1 rRNA gene is annotated in these 1,781 nt (G+C 49.0%); it reads left to right on the forward strand.

Going from position 1 to position 1,781, the window contains the following annotated elements:
* Positions 1-123 precede the first annotated feature (123 nt).
* Positions 124-1,700, forward strand: a 16S ribosomal RNA gene (locus RD055328_RS07240).
* Positions 1,701-1,781 lie beyond the last annotated feature (81 nt).

Raw genomic sequence — 1,781 nt, forward strand, 5'->3', positions numbered from 1 at the left:
GTAGACCTTTGAAAACTGAACAAAGTTTTAACATGCAATATTGTGTAGGGCTTCTGCTTTAAGCGGAAGTAAAACAAAATTGCGAAGTCAATTCGCTAGTAATAACAATAAGAGTCACAAACTTAATATGAGAGTTTGATCCTGGCTCAGGATGAACGCTGGCGGCGTGCCTAATACATGCAAGTCGAGCGAGATATCGTTTTTGACTGAAGGTGCTTGCACTGGAAGGATAAAACATTTTATCGAGCGGCGGACGGGTGAGTAACACGTAGGTAACCTACCCAAAAGAGGGGGATAACATCTGGAAACAGGTGCTAATACCGCATAACAACAACCATCGCATGATGGATGTTTGAAAGATGGTTTCGGCTATCACTTTTGGATGGACCTGCGGCGTATTAGTTAGTTGGTGAGGTAACGGCTCACCAAGACGATGATACGTAGCCGAACTGAGAGGTTGATCGGCCACACTGGGACTGAGACACGGCCCAGACTCCTACGGGAGGCAGCAGTAGGGAATCTTCCACAATGGACGAAAGTCTGATGGAGCAACGCCGCGTGAGTGAAGAAGGTTTTCGGATCGTAAAACTCTGTTGTTGGAGAAGAATGTATCTGATAGTAACTGATCAGGTAGTGACGGTATCCAACCAGAAAGCCACGGCTAACTACGTGCCAGCAGCCGCGGTAATACGTAGGTGGCAAGCGTTATCCGGATTTATTGGGCGTAAAGCGAGTGCAGGCGGTTTATTAAGTCTGATGTGAAAGCCCTCGGCTCAACCGAGGAAGTGCATCGGAAACTGGTTAACTTGAGTGCAGAAGAGGAGAGTGGAACTCCATGTGTAGCGGTGGAATGCGTAGATATATGGAAGAACACCAGTGGCGAAGGCGGCTCTCTGGTCTGTTACTGACGCTGAGGCTCGAAAGTATGGGTAGCAAACAGGATTAGATACCCTGGTAGTCCATACCGTAAACGATGAGTGCTAAGTGTTTGGGGGTTTCCGCCCCTAAGTGCTGGAGCTAACGCATTAAGCACTCCGCCTGGGGAGTACGACCGCAAGGTTGAAACTCAAAGGAATTGACGGGGGCCCGCACAAGCGGTGGAGCATGTGGTTTAATTCGAAGCAACGCGAAGAACCTTACCAGGTCTTGACATCTTCTGACATTTCTAGAGATAGAAGGTTCCCTTCGGGGACAGAATGACAGGTGGTGCATGGTTGTCGTCAGCTCGTGTCGTGAGATGTTGGGTTAAGTCCCGCAACGAGCGCAACCCTTATTATCAGTTGCCAGCATTAAGTTGGGCACTCTGGTGAGACTGCCGGTGACAAACCGGAGGAAGGTGGGGACGACGTCAAATCATCATGCCCCTTATGACCTGGGCTACACACGTGCTACAATGGCCGGTACAACGAGCAGCGAGTTCGCGAGGACAAGCAAATCTCTTAAAACCGGTCTCAGTTCGGATTGTAGTCTGCAACTCGACTACATGAAGCTGGAATCGCTAGTAATCGCGGATCAGAATGCCGCGGTGAATACGTTCCCGGGCCTTGTACACACCGCCCGTCACACCATGAGAGTTTGTAACACCCAAAGCCGGTGGGGTAACCCTTTTAGGGAGCTAGCCGTCTAAGGTGGGACAGATAATTAGGGTGAAGTCGTAACAAGGTAGCCGTAGGAGAACCTGCGGCTGGATCACCTCCTTTCTAAGGATAAATACCAATATGGTATAAACGGAATCTACATAATATGTTAAAACTTTGTTTAGTTTTGAGAGGTCTACTCTC

This window comes from Companilactobacillus sp. RD055328 (assembly GCF_022835675.1).
Classification (GTDB): domain Bacteria; phylum Bacillota; class Bacilli; order Lactobacillales; family Lactobacillaceae; genus BQUT01.